25 protein-coding genes are annotated in these 18,336 nt (G+C 37.8%); 5 read left to right on the forward strand and 20 right to left on the reverse strand.

All coding sequences use genetic code 11. From position 1 onward, the window contains the following. Positions 1-7: 7 nt before the first annotated feature. Positions 8-574 (reverse strand): ComE operon protein 2, encoded by a 567-nt coding sequence (locus ACRPLY_RS17760; RefSeq protein WP_028411661.1) that lies wholly within the window; start codon positions 572-574, stop codon positions 8-10. A gap of 90 nt (positions 575-664) precedes the next feature. Beyond that, the gene (locus ACRPLY_RS17765; RefSeq protein ID WP_099000498.1) at positions 665-1,300 is read right to left on the reverse strand and encodes a helix-hairpin-helix domain-containing protein; all 636 of its coding nucleotides are present in this window, start codon (positions 1,298-1,300) and stop codon (positions 665-667) included. Positions 1,301-1,396: 96 nt separating this feature from the next. Here ACRPLY_RS17765 and comER point away from each other — a divergent pair, with 96 nt between their 5' ends. After that, positions 1,397-2,227: a late competence protein ComER gene (gene comER / locus ACRPLY_RS17770; protein ID WP_099000499.1), complete on the forward strand. Its 831-nt coding sequence runs from the start codon at positions 1,397-1,399 to the stop codon at positions 2,225-2,227. A 40-nt stretch (positions 2,228-2,267) separates the two neighbouring features. Here comER and ACRPLY_RS17775 read toward each other — a convergent pair whose 3' ends face one another. From ACRPLY_RS17775 to ACRPLY_RS17810, 8 genes are read right to left on the reverse strand one after another with little or no spacing between them, the layout of a single operon-like run. Continuing rightward, positions 2,268-3,026 (reverse strand): class I SAM-dependent DNA methyltransferase, encoded by a 759-nt coding sequence (locus tag ACRPLY_RS17775; RefSeq protein ID WP_165635135.1) that lies wholly within the window; start codon positions 3,024-3,026, stop codon positions 2,268-2,270. Continuing rightward, positions 3,023-3,376, reverse strand: coding sequence for a ribosome silencing factor (gene rsfS, locus ACRPLY_RS17780; protein ID WP_432232076.1), 354 nt, complete (start codon positions 3,374-3,376; stop codon positions 3,023-3,025). Before rsfS ends, ACRPLY_RS17775 begins: the two co-directional genes overlap by 4 nt. Continuing rightward, complete coding sequence (yqeK, locus tag ACRPLY_RS17785; RefSeq protein ID WP_328107086.1) at positions 3,369-3,941, reverse strand: bis(5'-nucleosyl)-tetraphosphatase (symmetrical) YqeK; 573 nt, start codon at positions 3,939-3,941, stop codon at positions 3,369-3,371. The genes rsfS and yqeK overlap by 8 nt, the downstream gene beginning before the upstream one ends. Next, positions 3,928-4,500, reverse strand: a complete 573-nt coding sequence (locus ACRPLY_RS17790) for a nicotinate-nucleotide adenylyltransferase (RefSeq protein ID WP_025750563.1) — start codon at positions 4,498-4,500, stop codon at positions 3,928-3,930. Before ACRPLY_RS17790 ends, yqeK begins: the two co-directional genes overlap by 14 nt. A 60-nt stretch (positions 4,501-4,560) precedes the next feature. Beyond that, a complete protein-coding gene (gene yhbY / locus ACRPLY_RS17795) occupies positions 4,561-4,860 on the reverse strand; it encodes a ribosome assembly RNA-binding protein YhbY (RefSeq protein WP_013059260.1) in 300 nt (99 codons plus the stop codon). 18 nt (positions 4,861-4,878) lie between these two features. Continuing rightward, positions 4,879-5,718, reverse strand: coding sequence for a shikimate dehydrogenase (gene aroE / locus ACRPLY_RS17800; protein ID WP_028411665.1), 840 nt, complete (start codon positions 5,716-5,718; stop codon positions 4,879-4,881). A gap of 19 nt (positions 5,719-5,737) precedes the next feature. Further along, the gene (yqeH, locus tag ACRPLY_RS17805) at positions 5,738-6,844 is read right to left on the reverse strand and encodes a ribosome biogenesis GTPase YqeH (protein ID WP_028411666.1); all 1,107 of its coding nucleotides are present in this window, start codon (positions 6,842-6,844) and stop codon (positions 5,738-5,740) included. A gap of 3 nt (positions 6,845-6,847) precedes the next feature. Continuing rightward, positions 6,848-7,360, reverse strand: coding sequence for a YqeG family HAD IIIA-type phosphatase (locus ACRPLY_RS17810; RefSeq protein WP_013059263.1), 513 nt, complete (start codon positions 7,358-7,360; stop codon positions 6,848-6,850). 549 nt (positions 7,361-7,909) lie between these two features. Between ACRPLY_RS17810 and ACRPLY_RS17815 the strand changes: the two genes are divergently transcribed. Further along, positions 7,910-8,050, forward strand: coding sequence for a sporulation histidine kinase inhibitor Sda (locus ACRPLY_RS17815; protein WP_013059264.1), 141 nt, complete (start codon positions 7,910-7,912; stop codon positions 8,048-8,050). Between the two features lie 73 nt (positions 8,051-8,123). Here ACRPLY_RS17815 and ACRPLY_RS17820 read toward each other — a convergent pair whose 3' ends face one another. After that, positions 8,124-8,906: a phosphatidylserine decarboxylase gene (locus ACRPLY_RS17820; RefSeq protein ID WP_028411667.1), complete on the reverse strand. Its 783-nt coding sequence runs from the start codon at positions 8,904-8,906 to the stop codon at positions 8,124-8,126. A 115-nt stretch (positions 8,907-9,021) separates the two neighbouring features. Between ACRPLY_RS17820 and pssA the strand changes: the two genes are divergently transcribed. Then, positions 9,022-9,561, forward strand: coding sequence for a CDP-diacylglycerol--serine O-phosphatidyltransferase (pssA, locus tag ACRPLY_RS17825; protein WP_013059266.1), 540 nt, complete (start codon positions 9,022-9,024; stop codon positions 9,559-9,561). A gap of 175 nt (positions 9,562-9,736) precedes the next feature. Here the strand turns inward: pssA and ACRPLY_RS17830 are convergent, their stop codons facing one another. Continuing rightward, positions 9,737-9,886 carry a hypothetical protein gene (locus ACRPLY_RS17830; RefSeq protein WP_014458166.1) on the reverse strand — a complete coding sequence of 50 codons (150 nt, stop codon included), beginning with the start codon at positions 9,884-9,886 and terminating at the stop codon, positions 9,737-9,739. Positions 9,887-10,102: 216 nt separating this feature from the next. On the opposite strand from ACRPLY_RS17830, the gene sigK reads away from it, so the two are divergent. Then, positions 10,103-10,831 (forward strand): RNA polymerase sporulation sigma factor SigK, encoded by a 729-nt coding sequence (gene sigK, locus ACRPLY_RS17835; protein ID WP_013059268.1) that lies wholly within the window; start codon positions 10,103-10,105, stop codon positions 10,829-10,831. Positions 10,832-11,001: 170 nt separating this feature from the next. Here sigK and ACRPLY_RS17840 read toward each other — a convergent pair whose 3' ends face one another. The 6 genes from ACRPLY_RS17840 to ACRPLY_RS17865 form a co-directional block, all read right to left on the reverse strand. Further along, positions 11,002-11,142 carry a YrzI family small protein gene (locus tag ACRPLY_RS17840; RefSeq protein ID WP_014458165.1) on the reverse strand — a complete coding sequence of 47 codons (141 nt, stop codon included), beginning with the start codon at positions 11,140-11,142 and terminating at the stop codon, positions 11,002-11,004. A gap of 389 nt (positions 11,143-11,531) precedes the next feature. Further along, entirely contained in the window at positions 11,532-11,762 is a 231-nt protein-coding gene (locus ACRPLY_RS17845; protein ID WP_028411668.1) for a YrhC family protein, read from the reverse strand. An 81-nt stretch (positions 11,763-11,843) separates the two neighbouring features. Then, positions 11,844-12,977, reverse strand: coding sequence for a bifunctional cystathionine gamma-lyase/homocysteine desulfhydrase (locus ACRPLY_RS17850; protein ID WP_028411669.1), 1,134 nt, complete (start codon positions 12,975-12,977; stop codon positions 11,844-11,846). A 1-nt stretch (position 12,978) separates the two neighbouring features. Then, the gene (locus tag ACRPLY_RS17855) at positions 12,979-13,902 is read right to left on the reverse strand and encodes a PLP-dependent cysteine synthase family protein (protein ID WP_028411670.1); all 924 of its coding nucleotides are present in this window, start codon (positions 13,900-13,902) and stop codon (positions 12,979-12,981) included. Positions 13,903-14,045: 143 nt separating this feature from the next. Continuing rightward, entirely contained in the window at positions 14,046-14,741 is a 696-nt protein-coding gene (gene mtnN / locus ACRPLY_RS17860) for a 5'-methylthioadenosine/S-adenosylhomocysteine nucleosidase (protein WP_028411671.1), read from the reverse strand. Between the two features lie 17 nt (positions 14,742-14,758). Beyond that, positions 14,759-15,400: a class I SAM-dependent methyltransferase gene (locus ACRPLY_RS17865; protein ID WP_013059274.1), complete on the reverse strand. Its 642-nt coding sequence runs from the start codon at positions 15,398-15,400 to the stop codon at positions 14,759-14,761. A gap of 138 nt (positions 15,401-15,538) precedes the next feature. Between ACRPLY_RS17865 and ACRPLY_RS17870 the strand changes: the two genes are divergently transcribed. Continuing rightward, positions 15,539-15,754 carry a YrzA family protein gene (locus ACRPLY_RS17870; protein WP_050688532.1) on the forward strand — a complete coding sequence of 72 codons (216 nt, stop codon included), beginning with the start codon at positions 15,539-15,541 and terminating at the stop codon, positions 15,752-15,754. Positions 15,755-15,767: 13 nt separating this feature from the next. Here ACRPLY_RS17870 and ACRPLY_RS17875 read toward each other — a convergent pair whose 3' ends face one another. Further along, positions 15,768-16,415, reverse strand: a complete 648-nt coding sequence (locus ACRPLY_RS17875) for a YrrS family protein (RefSeq protein ID WP_328170663.1) — start codon at positions 16,413-16,415, stop codon at positions 15,768-15,770. A 117-nt stretch (positions 16,416-16,532) separates the two neighbouring features. Then, positions 16,533-18,299 (reverse strand): peptidoglycan D,D-transpeptidase FtsI family protein, encoded by a 1,767-nt coding sequence (locus ACRPLY_RS17880; RefSeq protein ID WP_432232077.1) that lies wholly within the window; start codon positions 18,297-18,299, stop codon positions 16,533-16,535. Positions 18,300-18,336 lie beyond the last annotated feature (37 nt).

Genomic DNA, 18,336 nt, shown 5'->3' on the forward strand with positions numbered 1-18,336 from the left:
TTTACCTTTAATTTGCCGTAAACAAAGCGAGAGCTTCACGCTGTAAATTCATCACTTCTGCTTCGTCAGCTCCACTTTTTTCTAAACGAGCGAGAACATCCGTTACAAATTGAAGCTTCTCTTTACTTTTTAAGTCAATGATTGCTTCATCAAGTTCAACTTTTGCTGTTTTCACTCCCGCCTGTTCAAATAACTCAACAGCATACGGATGATTTTTGTAATCATTAGCATAATATACTGTTTTAATTCCCGCTTGAATAAGAGCTTTACAGCAGTTTAAACAAGGAAAATGCGTGACGTATACTTCCGCATCTTCTGTCTTCACACCAAACTTAGCACACTGCAAGAGTGCATTCACTTCTGCATGGACAGTTCTTACGCAGTGGCCATCAATTACATAGCAGCCTTCGTCAGCACAATGCACGCCTCCGCTGATCGAACCGTTGTATCCTCCAGCTATAATACGTTTATCACGCACCACTGTAGCTCCAACAGCCAGACGTTCACAAGTGCTTCTTAAAGCTAGCAAATGGCTTTGTGCCATAAAATATTGATCCCATGAAATCCGGTTCATCTCATTCCCTGCCTTTTTATTTAAAACTGAATAATGATACTTTTCTCTTTCATAGTGTAGCGTTTTTTTTCCTTTTTCGTCAATAAGTCTCTACTGTACCGTAATTTGAGTTTTGATTTTTTCTAGCGACTTCTCGCCAATACCTGATACTTTTCCCAAATCCTCTACTGTTTGAAACAAGCCATTTTCCTCTCGATATGAAACGATGGCACTGGCTTTTGAAGGTCCAATGCCATTTAACGTTTGCAGTTCATCAGTGTTCGCTGTATTGATATTAACAAGGGGCTGATCATTTGAAGTTCCTGAGGAAGAAATTGAAGAAACTGGAGATGAAGGGGGGATTTCTTCTCCAGCAGCTGGAATATACACAGCCATTTCATCTTGTAGCTTGGTAGCTAAATTGAGCTGTCTTAAGTCCGCTTCTTTCGTAGCGCCTCCGGCTTGTGCTAGAGCATCTTTTACCCTTGCATCTTTCGGAAGCTGGTATACACCAGGCTTCTGAACAGCTCCTTTAATATCCACCATCACAAACGGGGAATCTTGGCTTGAAATTACTTGATTAGACGACTCTCCTTCTTTTTTTGTAGCAGAAGATTCTGCCTTGATTATATCTGAGGTTTGAAGAGAACTTTCCGGTTTCTCTCCTCCTGTTCGATAGATATAAAAAGCCAACCCAACTGCTAAGCAAATACACCCAATTAGCCATTGTTTTTTTGAAAAAGTCAACTTGTACACTCCTTTGAATTTTGAAGTAACGTCATAAATTCCATTACGTCTTCATAGTGTTTAGAAGAAAAGGCTTTTGAAGGAGGGAATGAATCAGTGAACATAGGGTTTATCGGAACAGGAAACATGGGGAAAATATTAATTGATGCGTTTATTGAATCAAAAGCCGTACGTCCTTCTAAAATTACTATTATGAATCGTACAAAAAAAAGGGCCAAAGAGATTCAACAGCAGCATAAAAAAATTCATGTTGCTGATACAGCTGAAGAAGTTGTTCACGCATCCAAAGTCATTTTTATTTGTGTTAAGCCATTGGATATTCACCCCCTTTTAATACAATTAGAACCACTGCTGACAAAAGATCACTGCATTGTATCCATTACCAGTCCAATTAGCGTAGAACAAATCGAACGCCTCATTCCGAGTCAAGCAGCTAGAATTATCCCTAGCATTACGAATCGGGCATTAGCAGGTGTTTCTCTTTTCACGTTTGGAGAAAGATGTACGCCTTTTTACCAAAATTATTTACATGAATTATTTTCATCTATGTCAAAGCCTGTGGCTATTGATCAAACGATTACCCGCGTATCATCCGATATTGTAAGCTGCGGTCCTGCATTCTTCAGCTTTTTGCTTCAACGCTTTATTGATGCAGCAGTCCAAGAAACAAATATTTCTGCAGAAGAAGCTACCGTCATGGCCAGCGATATGATTATTGGAATGGGAAAACTGTTGGAAAAAGAAATATTTACGCTTCCTACCTTGCAGGATAAAGTATGCGTAAAAGGCGGTGTAACCGGAGAAGGTATTAAAGTTTTAGAAGCTGAACTCGGAGAGATGTTTGTGCACGTATTTCAAAAAACACACGAAAAATTTGACGAAGACATTGAGCTTGTTCACAATCAGTTTGATAGTCTTATTCCATAATTTCTGTAGAAATCCTGCTTTGAAACAAAAAAAGAAGCCTCTACTCGGCTTCTTTTTTTTGCGCAGAGAAAAAGATGCGCTCACTGTTTGAAGTAGGCTTACTCATTTTGAAATCTGCACTTACTTCTATATTTATAAAACCAGCTTGGCTCAGCCATGATTGATAATGGTCAATCGACCAAGTGCGCTGAGCATGCACCTCATCAAAGCGATGATATGCATCGATTTCTTCATCATAAGCAAAAAACGTAATATCATGCTCTACACGCATGTCTGTATCGTCATAGGTGCAGTTCCAAATATATGACACGTCTTCATCTACATAAGAAAAAGATTGATTTCCAAATACGTCCTTCATCTTGTGCACTGAATGAACATCAAATATAAAGAGCCCACCTGGTTTTAAGTGTTTATATACACGTTGAATGGTTTCTTGAACTTCTTTATCACCTTGCAAATAGTTCAAAGAATCACAAAAGATTACTACACAATCAAACTCTTTCAATAACTCAAGTTCCGCCATGTTTTGCTGAAAAAGAGATAGCGTTACCCCTGCTTCTGCTGCCTTCTCTTGAGCTACCATAAGCATATCATCAGACAAATCAACGCCGACTACGGAGAAACCTTCTTTTGCAAATCGAACGGAGAGTTCTCCCGTGCCGCAGGCAAGGTCTAATATACTGTTAGGCTTTGTTTTTGCTTTTGCCACCTGCTGATTAAAAAATTCAGCCCAATCGTCATACGGAACGTCTGCCATTAGCTGATCATATACGTAGGCAAATTCTCCGTACCTGCTCATAGCTGTAGCTCTTCTGAACTTACAAATGGTGCATCTCCCCATAAGCGTTCTAAGTTATAATATCCGCGCTCATCTTTATGGAAAATGTGAACCACAACATCTCCAAGATCAACAAGCACCCACTTAGCCTGCTCAAACCCTTCTAAACGCTTCATAGAAATGCCTTGTTCGTGTGCTTTTTCTTTAATTTCACGAGCAATTGCCTGCACTTGTTTATCTGAGTTACCGTGACAAATAACAAAATAATCTGCCACAAGTGAGATTCCTTCCATATTTAACGCTACGATATCGATTGCTTTTTTATCATCGGCTGCTTCTACAACAAGAGATAGCAATTCACGTTCAGTCATGTGTTTGACCTCCTAAGATTAAATCATTATATGTCATCATCGTATCGGGATAAACGGCCTGATGTTTGGTCATTAAAAAAGAAATAGTATTCTTTAATGATTGAATAAGTGCTGCATTTAAGTCGGTTTTAGCTAACTCCCGCACTTCATCAACACCTGGAAATCTCCTTCCAGGTTCAATATAATCAGCAACGTACACAATTTTTTCAAGTAACGTCATGCCAGGTCTTCCGGATGTATGGTAAGCAATTGCATCCAATACTTCCTTATCCGTAATCCCTACTTCATTTCTCACTAAAAACGCGCCTACTGGAGCATGCCATAATTCGGTATTGTATTCCAATAAAGAAGAGTTCATGTTTTGATCAATAATAATTTGCTTCATCTCTTCCTTTGGACGAAACTTGGCATAGTCATGAAAAATAGCAGCCAGTTCTGCTTTTTTTTCGTCTGCTTCAAAACGTTTAGCTAATTCAATTGCTGTTTCCATTACCCCGACAGTATGAATATAACGACGTTCTGTTAACTGTTTCTTTACGATTTCTAATGCCTCAGTTCGATTCATATAATTGATTCTCCTCGATATATTGTTTAACACCAGCAGGTATAAAATAACGAATGGTTTCTTTCTTTACTACTCGTTCGCGAATAAAGGAAGAGGAGACATCAAACTGCGGAACTTCTACTTCTTTTATCGGGTAAGGGGACGTAATGGTATACCCCGGGCGCTTTACACCTACAAATGTAACCAAATTGACTAATTCATCAATTTCATACCACTTCGGCAAATATTCTACCATATCAGCACCAATGATGAAATGAAACTGATACGTTGGATATTTCTCTGTTAGTATTCTCATCGTATCATATGTATATGAAGGCTCTTTGCGCTCAAATTCAATCGGCTGCAGGGTGAATTGATCATGTTCTTCAATAGCTAGCTTTAGCATTTGTAAACGATGATATGGCTCAATAGGCTCTTTGATTGTTTTATGAGGTGGAATATATGACGGCATGAACCATATCTCATCTAATTTCAAGGCATGCAAAACCTCATTTGCCATCATTAAATGCCCCAAATGAGGCGGATTGAACGTTCCACCTAAAATTCCAATACTCTTCAACAATCCCCGACTCCTTTAATTTACTTCATTTTTAAATAGAGCGGGTTTCCCCGCTCTATTTCATTTCACTTTTGGAAGCATTAACTGCTTATTTTCACGTGATTCTTTATATAACACAATTGTATTTCCAATCACTTGTACAAGCTCTGCTTTTGTTCCTTTTGTTAATCGAGCAGCAACCGTGTCACGATCTTCATCACAGTTTTGCAGAATGCTTACTTTTAATAATTCTCTTGCTTCTAATGCATCAGCAATTTGACCAATCATATTTTCATTGACTCCACCTTTTCCTACTTGGAAAATTGGATTTAAATGATGTGCTTTTGAACGTAAAAAACGTTTTTGTTTACCTGTTAACATAAAAACCTCCGTTGTATCTTATCTCTTAGTTAGTGTTGAAAGAACAATGTGTTCCATTGCCTCTTCGTCAGGACGGACCTTCGTCCATTTTTCAAATGCAAGTGCACCTTGCAGTACAAACATACCGACACCGTTATGAGTGCCTGCCCCTTTTGCTTCAGCCTCTTTCAAAAGCTTTGTTTTTAAAGGGTTGTAAATAATATCGCTGACTACCGCTTCTTTTTGCAATAAAGTAAGTGCTAAAGGCAGCTCATCAACGTTAGGATACATCCCCACCGAAGTGGTATTAATAATAATATCGAATGTATCTAGTTGTTTTTCCGCATCAGAAATAGACATCGCCGCCGTTTTCGTCGAAAAAGGCAGCTCGTTAGCTAGTAAAGCTGCTTTTTCGACGGTACGATTGCATATCGCAATTACATCGGGAGCGTGCTGAGCTGCAATTGTATAAAAAATAGCTTTTGCAGCTCCTCCAGCTCCAATAATTAAAATTCTTTTTTGGGATAAGCCGCCTTCTACTGCTTTGAGTAAAGAAGTCACATACCCCTCTCCGTCGGTATTGTATCCAATATAACGGCCATCTTGATTAACAACTGTATTTACAGCGCCAATTGCCTTTGCTAATGAATCGACTTCATCCAAATGATTCATAATATCAACTTTATACGGAATCGTGACATTAAATCCTTGAATGTTTTTATCTTTTAGCTCTCCAATAGCTGACTCAAAATGAACAGGTTCAATTGGAAAAGCCTCATAATGCGCATCCATGTTCAGACGTTTAAAGGCATCATTTTGCATCAATGGCGATAGTGAATGCCCAAGCGGATAACCAACTAGCCCATATAATGTACTCAAGATTTTTTCCCCTTTTTGTTTAAATTAAAGAATCGCGCACAAATACGCCGACTCCTTTTGGTGCATGCGCCACAACTTTTGAACCTGACTCATTAACCGTCACCCAGCCAAGCCCTGAAAAAACAATATCCGTCTTTTCATTTTTGATTGTAAATTCATGTGCAACAAGTTCAGGAAACTCACTCATTTGCTCTGGGCGCGGCGGCTGAAGCAGTTCACCTGCTTGCTTTTCATACAACTCATCTGCTTTTTCAAGCTTTGTACGATGGATATGCAAATCATTCGATACATAACATGTTAACGACTTGCGGCCTCCCTGTACATAATCTAAGCGCGCCAGTCCTCCAAAGTATAACGTTTGCCCTTCGTTTAGCTGATAAACCTTCGGCTTTATTTCTTTTTTAGGAGAAATTAACTTTAAGTCTCGTTTATCTACATAGTGAGCCATTTGATGATGATTAATAATGCCAGGCGTATCATATAAAGACGCGCCGTTATCAAGCGGGATATCAATCATATCAAGCGTTGTGCCCGGATATTGAGACGTAGTAATAATATCTTTTTCTCCCGTTACTTCTTTAATAATGGCATTAATAAATGTCGATTTACCAACGTTTGTACATCCAACAACATATACATCTTTACCTTCGCGATAATGTTCAATGGCTTCGGCAATTTCTCGAATTCCTTGTCCTTTTTGCGCGCTCATGAGGAACACATCCACTGATTTTAGGCCAAGCTCTTTCGCTTCTCGCTTCATCCAATGAATTAGTTTATTTTTCTTTATAGACTTCGGCAGTAAATCTGCTTTATTTCCCACTAAAAGAACCTTATTATTTCCAACAAATCGATGCAAACCAGGTAACCAGCTGCCGTTAAAGTCAAAGATATCTACAACTTTTACAACCAAACCGTCCGTTTGACCAATTCCATTTAAGATTTTTAAAAAATCATCGTCTGTTAAGGAAACATCTTGTACTTCATTATAATGCTTCAAGCGAAAGCATCGCTGGCAAATAATAGCTTCTTTTTCTAATGCTGATTTTGGAGCGTAGCCAAGTTCATTCGGTCGTTCTGTTTGAATCTCCACTCCGCATCCTACGCACTGTATTTTTTCTTCACTCACGTTTTAATCCTCCCAGTTAATCATACCTTTTCGTTTCATCCAACCTAAAATTCTTCGTTCCATTTTACGGTTAAATTTCGTTACAAATCCATCTGTTTGCGCAACTGGTACAACCAAAACCGTATATACGCCTAGGCGATTTCCTCCTAATACATCCGTTAAAAGCTGGTCGCCAATGACCACAACCTCATCTTTTTGCAGCTCCATATCACGAAGAGCTCTTCTAAATGCTTTACGCATCGGTTTGCGTGCTTTATATACAAATGGAAGTCCAACTGGATCTGAAAACAGCTTGACTCGTTTCTCCACATTATTCGATACAATCGTAATTTTAATTCCACTATCTTTCATTAACTGAAACCACTCAATTAATTCCGGAGTGGCATCAGGGCGATCCCATTCCACCAACGTGTTATCTAAGTCGGTAATAATTCCTTTTATCCCGCGCTCTTTCAAATCGTCTGGCTTAATTTGAAACACGTTTTTCACATGTTCATTTGGTAAAAAAAGTTTCAACACGTATCATGCACCTCGAATATATAGTTACATACTAAAATTAACGCCGTCTATCATTATAACGACTTCTTGTTATTTTCCAACCTAAAATTTTATTCTCTTCAAAAACAGGTCTTTTCTTAGTATAAAGGATATGCCTTGTGAATGCTTTAACTTTATACAGAAAGTTATTGACAAAAGGCAGTAAACCTCCATTTGTTCGTGAGCTTACGATATATTTACCCACTGCAAACTTAAAATAAAAAATAGTGCAGAAAACGTTTATTACTTATCAAATAGGGTAAGTGGTAAACAAATTCTGTTAAAAGTTTTCGACAAAAAATGATAACCCCAACTATGTGGATAAGGTTATACACATTATCCTCTGTTATAGTTCAGCAATTAATGGTAATTATAAACAACATACCCACATTTTATCCACCGAAAGCTGTGGATAACAGAACGATTGTTCCTTTATTTGATTCATGTTAGATTATAAATAAGGAATTTATTAGCATTTAAATATAACTTTTTAGGATATTTATTTTAGTAGGAGGTGGCGGCAATCTTATGAGAAAATTATCAGATGAGCTGCTTATTGAGTCATACAGCAAAGCAACCGAACTGCAATTAAGCCCTGATTTTATAAAATTAATTGAAGAGGAAATTGAAAGAAGATCATTAAAGATTAGCATACAAATTCCTTCTTAACGAATAAAAGAGCCTTCTTAATAAAAGAAAGCTGCATCTTCATTTATCTATCTACTCTTTTATTATATAGGCTCTATTTTTTCAAATGAGCAATTGGTTCTCCACATTTTACGTAAGAACCTGAGTGGACGTTAGAATCAAAAGTGATTGAGTTCTTCTCAAATAATAAAATGACAGTCGAGCCAAACGTGAAGTAAGCCATTTCTTCCCCTTTTTCGACTACTTCTTTTTTAGAAACCGCTTCAATGCTGTTTATAAACATGGCTCCTACTTTTACCATCAGCATGTGACCATTTTCAAATGTTAACTCCGTGAGCTTCCGGAAATTTTTCACAAGCGGTTCTTTCCCATACTTGATTCCTAATGAATTTACTGGATAAGACTTTTGTCCAACGGTCCACGTATTCCCTACTTGTGCTTTAAGAGGACTGTGAATGCGATGATAGTCTTTTGGACTAAGATAGAGGATGATAAACTGTCCTTCTATATATTTTTCAAGAATGAGATCATTTGAAACCATTTCCTGTATAGAATAAGGTTTGTTTTTTACAATCATTTCTTTTTGAGGCGTAATGACTCCATATGCTTCTATCTTTGCATCTACAGGACTGACAACGCTGTCTTTCTGCTGATCGACCGGACGGGCAGAAGGCTTCAAACGACGAATAAATAGCTCGTGTAAGTTTTGATAATGATGCAGAGGCTTGTCCATTTCTTCTTTATTTACTTTAAAAACTTTTGTATAGGAGGGTATAATAAACCGACTCCATTTAGAGAAAGTGAATTTTCGAATGAGCTTCGATGATCCCTGGTGATTCGTAAGCTCAATAAACGTTCGATACAGGTGCTGCAACAATAATTTTACCTCCACATACTGAATAGTTCTTTACTAGAATAAGGTTTGCGTCTACAATGAAATTACCATTATTTTTTACCTTTAGTTCATTCCATCCTTTAAAGGAGTGAGGAAATTGTTTTTATTAGACTATCTAGATCATACAATTAAAAAGCTGAGATCCCAAGCGGCAAACTCCTTAACGATTGTTAATTTAAGTTTAGGAAGCTTTGCTATTTTATTTGTCATGAAAAATGAATTGAACTTAAGTTTATTACTAATTTTTTTAGCAGCGTTAGCAGACCGATTCGACGGCATGGTAGCCAGAAAGCTGCAAATTGAATCTGAACTTGGAAAACAACTGGACTCCATGTGCGATATTATATCATTTGGCATCGCTCCAGCTCTACTACTTTATCAAAGTATTTTATCTCACTTTGGTGCTGCAGGTTCAATTGTTACCATCTGTTACATTGCTTGCGGAGCACTTCGTCTTGCCCGCTTTAACATCACAGAAAATACTGGGTATTTTACAGGGCTCCCTATTACCGCAGCAGGTTGTTTATTAACTCTTAGCTACTTGGGCGTCCCTTATTTGCCTTCACACTTTTATATGTTTTTAATTATCGTACTCGCTTGCTTGATGATTAGTACGTTCAAGCTAAAAAAAGTATAGAGCTCCATTTACTTTTACAAAGGAATATTATCATCTTGCTTCTTTTCTTAATTATAGAATAAATCATCTTCTTTAAGAAACAAAGCGAAAATTCCTTAAGAATTCTTAAAAATGAATGGTTCTATTCGGTAGGATATGTCATCTAAAAAAACTCATGCACATGCATGAGTTTTTTTTAACACCAGCAGCTAAAAAACCAATAGAAGCTTCCGAAAATTAATAACAGAACAAATAGAACAATCAACAATCCAAGTCCCCAGCCGAACCCTCCTCCGCATGGGTAAGCTGGATAATTAGGATAACAGCAGCCTCCGTAACCGTACATGCTCTCCCTCCTTACACTATGAACTACTACTAGCGTATGTACATACTTTTTCTCTGTATAGGCTAGTAACTATCTCTAAAGAAAAATCTGTGGACTTTTTCAAACTCTCTTGTCCCTGGGGGGAATTTTAAACGTACAGGCAAAGACATCCTTCTTTTTACATATAGTGTAATGTTAGTCTCTCACAGGTTGATATCCCCTTATGGAGGTGAAGAGATGTCTGCATTATTTACCGCACTAGGCTATTTCTTTAAAGAATTGGTTTTCCTTGTTTCCTACGTAAAAAACAATGCGTTTCCTCAACCCTTGTCTGCTGCTGAAGAAAAGAGATATTTATCTTTAATGGAACAAGGAGATCAAGAAGCGCGAAACCTTCTTATTGAACACAATCTCCGACTCGTTGCGCATATTGTTAAAAAGTTTGAAAACACGGGAGAGGATGCGGAAGATTTAATTTCAATTGGGACAATCGGTTTAATTAAAGCAATCGAAAGTTATTCGCAAGGAAAAGGAACAAAATTAGCTACTTATGCCGCACGCTGTATTGAAAATGAAATATTGATGCACTTGCGAGCGCTCAAAAAAACAAAAAAAGATGTGTCGCTGCATGATCCAATTGGCCAGGATAAAGAAGGAAATGAAATCAGTTTGATTGATGTATTAAAATCAGAATCAGACGATGTAATTGATATGATTCAACTAAATATGGAATTAGAAAAAATAAAAGAATATATCGATATCCTCGATGATCGAGAAAAAGAAGTAATTGTTGGCCGCTTCGGTTTGGATTTGCAGGATGAAAAAACCCAGCGAGAAATTGCAAAGGAATTAAATATTTCAAGAAGTTATGTTTCGCGAATTGAAAAGCGAGCGCTGATGAAAATGTTTCACGAATTTTACAGAGCCGAAAAAGAGAAAAAAAAGAGCGGAAAGAAGGAGAATTAATCCTTCTTTCCGCTCTTTTTTTAAAATAATTTCCAAATGATAATCCGCAGCAAACACATCATTACTCCCCCTACTAGTCATTTAGGTGGAATCTTTCTCCACAAGCAGCCATACAACGATATATCCTTTTTGATTAATCATCATTCATCCACTCCTTTCCACTATTCAAATTAGAAATGACGATAAAATTCATACTTGCGGTCTTTTATTTCTTCTTCTAATTGTCTTACATACTGTTCATGCTTAATTTCTTCCTCTGAGTATTGACGGGACTTTATGGTAATAGTTAAAAAGAAAATATTCAGTGTCATTCCAATCACCTCCTTATACAAAAAAAACCACAGTTATGCATAAGCATCCTGTGGCTGAAAAACAATAAAAACCACAGGGCTACTATTCGCACCTGTGGTGAATTAACGTGTTTTAACGATCAAGGTAAGAAAGTTACTTGATACAGGAACACGGCCGAATAGTATACATATATAGACGATTTTTGAACATAGCCCAAACTGAATGATCCATACCTGATAAACGTCTTAACATATGACTCGACCTCCTTTTAATAAAGTATTTTCCTTACAATGGTAATTATATCCACGAACTTATAAAAAGTAAACTGTTTTTTTGAAAAATAGGGAATTTTTTTATTTTTTTAACCCTCATAAAAAAAAGACGATGGATCATCGCCTTTTTGTATCTATTATTCTTTTTCTTTCATTAATTCTTTTTTTAGTTTTTTAGTTTGATAACTAAAATAAAAAGCAAGGGCGGTAAAAAGAATAACGATCGCTTCCATTATTCCAAGCTGCATATCACTTTTTTCACCTTGGCCAATCATAACACCAATATACAAGAATGTACTTACGGCTAGAAGGACGTAAATAAAGCGGCTGTAATCTTCAATTTTTGCTTTGATGTGTTGAGCTTTCATACAATCACCTTCTCAGTAGAATGTTATAACTCTACTCTATCATAGATCTATAGGTCTATAAAAATCCTATTTTTACCACCTTTATTCCAATGCTCTTTCTAAGTCTTCAATTAAATCTTCTACATCTTCAAGACCTACAGAAATACGAATTAATCCATCTGTAATTCCTAGCTCTTTACGTCGGTCGCTCGGTATAGAAGCATGAGTCATTTTAGAAGGAATGGAAATGAGGCTTTCGATGGCTCCTAAACTTTCTGCTAATGTAAAATACTTCACTTTGCTCAGTACTTCTTCCGCTTTCTCTTCGCTTCCCACATCAAACGAAACCATTCCCCCAAAACCTCTTGCTTGCTTTTTAGCAATGAGGTGGTTTGGGTGGGTTTTTAATCCTGGATAATATACTTTTGCCACAGCAGGATGGGCAAGTAAAAATTCTACTATTTTCCCCGTGTTGAATTCGTGTTCTTCCATTCGTATTCCTAATGTTTTAATCCCTCTCATTAAAAGCCAAGAATCCTGAGGTCCTAAAATGCCTCCAGTCGCATTTTGGATAAAATGAAGGTCTTCAGCTAATTTAGGCGAATTCACCACTGCTAGCCCTGCTACAACGTCACTGTGTCCCCCTAAATACTTAGTTGCACTGTGCAGAACAATATCTGCGCCTTTTTCGATAGGATTTTGCCAATACGGCGTACTGAATGTGTTGTCAACGATGGTAAGTAAATGGTGTTGTTTAGCTACTGAAGAAGCATGCTGCAAGTCAGTAATTTTTAGAAGAGGATTCGTTGGAGTTTCAATAAAAATGGCTTTTGTGTTAGGGCGAATTTCTTTCTCGATATTTTGGATATCGCTTGTATCAATAAAAGTAGCCTCAATGCCGATACGGCTTAGTACCTTTGTGATCACTCGATACGTTCCTCCGTATACGTCATCTGTAATTAACACATGATCTCCGCTGTTAAACAGCATGAACACGGCAGTAGTAGCGGCCATACCAGATCCAAACGCAAACCCAGCATATCCTCCTTCAATTTCTTTGATAAGTTCTTCTAGGGCATGACGTGTAGGGTTACCGGTTCTCGAATACTCATATCCCGTATGTTTTCCCGCTCCCTCTTGTTTATAAGTACTCACTTGATAAATAGGAACAGAGACAGCACCCGTCTGTTCATCGCCAACAATTCCACCATGAATCAACTGTGTTTTACGTTTCATCTTATCTTCCTCCACTGTAAATATTTTTACTTAAGTACCGTTCACTGCTATCCGGAAAAATCGTGACGATATGAGCCCCTTTTTCTGCATTTTTTGCTTCGATCAGGGCTGCTTCAAAGGCTGCTCCTGAAGAGCTACCTACTAGTAACCCCTCTTTTAAAGCCAGCTCTTTCACTCTTTGAAAAGCATAAACATCTTCAACAGTATGAATAGCATTAAAATAAGATCGCTCCATATAATCAGGGATGAACTCCATTCCAATTCCTTCAGTTAAGTGAGGACCGGATTTCCCCCCGTTTAAAATTGAACCTTCTGGCTCCACGATGACTGTTTTTAGAGAAGGATTTTTTTCTTTCAAAAATTTCGCTGTACCCATAAATGTCCCCCCTGTACCTGCTCCAGCTACAAACACGTCAACTTTTCCATCAAGCTGTTCATATATTTCTGGCCCTAAGGTTTTATAATAAGTCATAGGGTTGGCCGGATTAGCAAACTGTTGAGGACAATAAGAACCAGGGATTTCACGCAGCAGCTCTTGAGCTTTGTTTATAGCACCTTTCATACCAGCTTCAGTAGGCGTTTGAACCACCGTTGCCCCCAAAGCCTTCATAAGCTGCTGTTTTTCAATACTGAATTTTTCTGGAACACATAGTATGACGTTTATTTCGTACTGAAGAGCAGCTAAAGCCAGCCCGATCCCCGTATTCCCAGCAGTAGGCTCAACCAGCGTTCCGCCTCGCTTCAGTCTTCCAGAGCCAAGAGCTTCTTGCAGCAGTTCTTTTCCTAAACGATCTTTTACACTTCCTCCTGGATTAACATATTCCAGCTTGGCAAATATCCTGATTTCCCTAGGTAAATCAAATTGTGTAATCTCAATCATAGGTGTGTTTCCAATCAATTCATGAACGTTTTTGACTACCTTCATAATCTTGAACACCTCGCTATCGAAATAATATAACTTAACCTATAAATAAAGTCGGAATTAAGATAAAAATATAGTCTACACCCCATGTTATGACAAACGATGCAGAGTGTAGACGAAAACAAACTCTATATTTTATGAACAGCTTATTTTAATTTTGTAATAAAATTCAATACTAATTTCGTTGAATTAACAGCTGCTTTTTCTAAAAATTGCTCAAAAGAAACATTTGATTCTTTGCCGGCGATGTCAGAAAGAGCACGAAGAATAACAAACGGTACGCCAAATTGATAGCATACTTGAGCAACAGCCGCTGCTTCCATTTCAGCTGCATAAAGGTCTGGAAACTTAGAGCGAACAAACTCTACGCGCACAGGATCGTTCATGAACGAATCTCCTGTAGCAATTAATCCTTTTACAATTTTCATATCCGTTACTTCAAGAGCGCTTTCTTCAGCAAGGCGAACTAGTTTTTCATCTGCTTTAAAAGCTGCAGGCAAGTTTGGCACTTGACCGTATTCATAGTTGAATACCGTTACATCTACATCATGATGACGAACTTCTGTTGAAATAACCGCGTCCCCTACGTTTAACTCTGGATGGAAACCGCCTGCTGATCCTGTGTTAATAACGTAATCAGGTTTGAACTTCTCTAGTAAGATGGCTGTAGATAACGCCGCATTTACTTTTCCAATACCTGATTTTAATAATACAACCTCCACGCCGCTGATTGTTCCTGTTGAGTATTCACATCCTGCGATTACTGTTTCTTGACGATTCTCAATTTTATCGCGTAAAATCGTCACTTCTTCTTCCATTGCTCCAATGATTGCTACTTTCATTTTAAAACCTCTTTCTACTATTGTTTCGTTGCCTCCAATACCCACACAAAGTGATTAAATTGTGTAAAGGTTATGTGAAAACCATTGCTTTCAAAGATTTGCTTTAAGACAGGGATCGTTGTATAGTATTCCCTCTCTAGATCTTCTGCTAGTTGCGTATACCCTTTTTGTTTTGCCTGAACAATGGTATCAGCAAATGAATCCGCTGTTTCAAACATTGTATCGGCAAACACTATTTTACCACCGGTTTGAAGTAACTTTCCATAGTTTATCACAGCTTCTTCTTTTTCTTTATCTGTTAAATGATGAAATGCATACGTACTAACTAAGCTCTCTGCTGGAAACAACGATGTATCAAACTGTAAAAAGTCTCCCGGTGTGACTAAAACATCTGCTCCTAATTTCTGGTGTGCCAATTGTCTCATTGGCACTGACGGCTCAATTCCTACTACCGTAAGTTCTTTTTCTAAAAGTTTTTTTGTTAAGTTTCCAGTGCCTGTTCCAAATTCTATCACATGCCCTATTGAACGGTCTGCTACATATTCTAAGATTTCATTATAATTGCGAAACACTTCTCTATACTGTTCATCTTTCCCGCTTACCGATGCATCATACTCATTCGCCCACTTTTCAAAGATATCTAAAAACTCTAGCCCCATAAAAAACGCCTCCTCATAACTAATAATTCTTATGGATATAGTATGTTTTTAGTCATCGTTTGTTCTTCATTTACAAATATTTTAAGCTTTTAACTTTCTATTTGCTATACTATAGTAATGAGGTAAGGAGGCCGTAAGATGAATTTTGAATTTGAAATGATTGAAGATAAAATAGAATTTTTTGAAGCGCCTGATGTTAAAATACTTGAAAAACAAATTGCTGAAAAAATTGATCAAAATAAGGCGATTTTACTTGAGGTACATAGCGTATCTCATCAAATGTCTGTGGACTATGAACAAGGTAAAAAACTGTACTCTGCAGTTGTTCATTTCAAAATAAAAAAGCAGCGCTAGCGCGCTGCTTTTTTTATTGAAGCTTATCCACTACTGCGGGCTTCCAGCCTTCTCCATCTACCCATTCAATTTGAACGCGGTATTTTGTTGATGAGTTGCCTTTAGGACTAACCGTAGCTACAGCTTTACCTACGCCACCGTTATTACCTAGACGCCATACGGTCATATTGCTTGGGCTAATGCCTGACCCTTCGCCTACAGCTTTTAGCATTTCGTTCCAATCCGTTGATCCTTTTTTATATGTTGCTGCAGGAGCATCTTGTGATGTACCTACTGAATCCCATGAAGGATCTACCTTGCGTTCTGCCACGCCAGGCTCTGGATTTTTCTCTACTTCAGCCTGTGAATCTGAGTCGTTTGATTCTTCATCTGTTGCTTGATCATCTTCAGAGCTTTGATCGTCCGTTGCTTGATCCTCTGTTGCTTGATCATCTTTCGAAGAATCATCGTCTTTTTTAGCCGTCTTGTCCGTTTTTTGGTCATTTGTTTGCGGATTGTTTTGAGTTGTTTCCGCCTGGTTATCCGATTTATCCTTGTTTCCAAGAATCATCGTACCACCGACAAATACAATTAAAACCGCTACGACAGCAATTAACAGATTATATAATCGGTTTACTTTTTTTTCTTTGTTTTCGTGTCTTGAAGAACGATTGTTATTCATTGCTACAATTTCCTCCAACTTTTATAATGCTTTATTCTAACATGTGTTTTCTTATACATGAAGCATCAAAATTTATTTGAAGTATATTTGTAATATTTTTTACAAATTCTTCTTGTTTTAACGTGTATTTAAGTCATACATCCCTTTAACAATATCATAAAATACGCTGTTTGTGGGAGGTATCGCACTTTTTGTATTTAAATCCACTACTACCATTGCGTATTTTGGATCATCTGCCGGAAAGTAACCCGCAAACCATTTATTGACGATATCGGCCTTCACATTGATTTCAGCAGTTCCTGACTTTCCTGCCACTTCATAAGGAAGCGTTTGAAATCTTCTTCCTGTTCCTTTTTCGCTCTGTACGACGCCTTTTAAAAGCTGCTGCATAGAAGCAGCTGTGGCTTCATTAATCGTATCTCCTTTTAGCTCATGCTCTTTAAACGTATACAGTGACGTATTGTTTTTATAGTCCAGCGCATCTACCGCTTTTACCTGCTTCTTTTCTCCTCCCCGTGCAATTGTCGCCATCATATTTGCTACTGCAAGCGGAGTCACTTTTACATCAAGCTGTCCAATTGCTGTTTGCGCTACAGCATTTGGTACTTTTTTTTCTCTATCATTTGTCCAAACTCTTCCCGATTTTTCTCCTAAAAACTGCTTAAAATGTTCAAAGTGAAACACATCACCCGTCCATCCTACAGGCTGAAGAAGCCCTAACTTATCAGCATATTGTTCAATGATATCCGGATTAGATATTATCATTTCTTTTGCTAGCTGGGCAAACGTTGCATTACAACTTTGCGCAAAGCTTTCTTCAAACGTCAGCTGCCCTTTTTGATGATCTTCTTCTACATTATTGCCATAAATACTTTTATCGCAGTTATAGGTAAAAGAAGGCTGAATTTTATTTTGTTCAAGCGCTGCAGCTGCTGTTACGGTTTTAAATATAGATCCAGGAGTTTGCGGCGTCAGCAAACGATTTTCTACGCTGTCTGAACCGTTTTGCTTTTTAAATGGATCTTTCTTATTAATTGAAGGCCTGCTGGCCATCGCAATTACTTTATTGTTTTTTATATCAATTAAGACGGCTCCTCCGTCTTTTAACTTATAATGATTCAATGTATTCTCCACTAGCTCCTGAGCAGACAAATCAAGCGTCGTACGCACACTGACTGGATAATAAGGGTTAGCTGTGCCCGTATATTTTACATCGATGCCAAACATAGGCCCACCTAGTCGATCAACATGATAAAGGAGCTTAGACTCTTGTTCAGGCAGCAAAAACTCGTCAAAAGCCCTCTGCATCCCTGAGATACCTACAGGCGTAGTTGATTTAATAGCTCCATTTTTCAATTTATCACTGTACTTCTCTTCAATTATTTGTTTGCTTTGTGCTTCTAGTCCGATTAAATGTTCAGCAAGAGGAACTGGACGCTCATCTTTTAGAGGAATTCCAAACACGCCAGGTACCTTTAATGCATTTATTTTTTCGACTTGTGCATGGGATAATTCTTTTGTAATAACAACCGGTGTTTTAGCATTCGCTAGTCTGTTCGTTAATTCCTGTGGTTGCATTCCCACAATTTCGCTTACTTGCTGAACGGGCCACTTCATTTTTTCTAAAAACGGAAATAGGACTAAGCGATTATGCGTGATAGATGTTAAAGACTGTCCATTTTTATCTTCGAATTTCCCTCGCCCGTCGTCTACCACCATTTCCTGCGTACGCTGTTTTACGCTTCCTTCAATTAAGTTAATATTTTTATCAGTAAAAGATTCCGTGCTGACAAGCTGGAGTTGAACAAGCCGTGCTCCCAGTCCACTAATTAATAATAAAATAAAAATAAGAGTAATATAAATTCGCTTGTGAATTATTTTCATGACTACACCTCACTCTTTACAAGTGTCGACGTTGCCA

The organism is Priestia sp. TGN 0903, from assembly GCF_050846855.1.
Lineage (GTDB): Bacteria > Bacillota > Bacilli > Bacillales > Bacillaceae_H > Priestia > Priestia zanthoxyli.